The 307-nt window shown below is 66.8% G+C and carries 1 protein-coding gene; it reads left to right on the forward strand.

Annotation, left to right across the window (positions count from 1 at the left end):
• A partial coding sequence (locus V5E28_RS49310; RefSeq protein WP_336217232.1) for a condensation domain-containing protein occupies window positions 1-307 on the forward strand: 307 nt, incomplete at both ends.

The raw sequence follows: 307 nt of genomic DNA on the forward strand, positions 1-307 counted from the left end.
TCATCAGCGGCGAGCCCACCTTCGGCGAGCTCCTGGCCCAGGTGCGCACGACCACGCTGAAGGCATACGCCAACCAGGACGTCCCTTTCGACCATGTCGTGGAACGGCTCAGGCCGGCCCGCGACGCCGGCCGTACCCCGCTGTTCCAGACCATGATCACCTTCGCCCAGGACGATGGCGACGGCGTGGTCGAGGCCGATGACCTGTGGGCCGGCGAGATCGACGTCGAGATCACCGCCGCGCAGTTCGACCTGATCCTGAGCCTGCGTGACGTTCCGGACGCCGCTTTCACCGGGAGCTTCTGTTT

Origin of the sequence: Nonomuraea sp. LPB2021202275-12-8 (genome assembly GCF_037044575.1) — a bacterium.
Lineage (GTDB): Bacteria > Actinomycetota > Actinomycetes > Streptosporangiales > Streptosporangiaceae > Nonomuraea.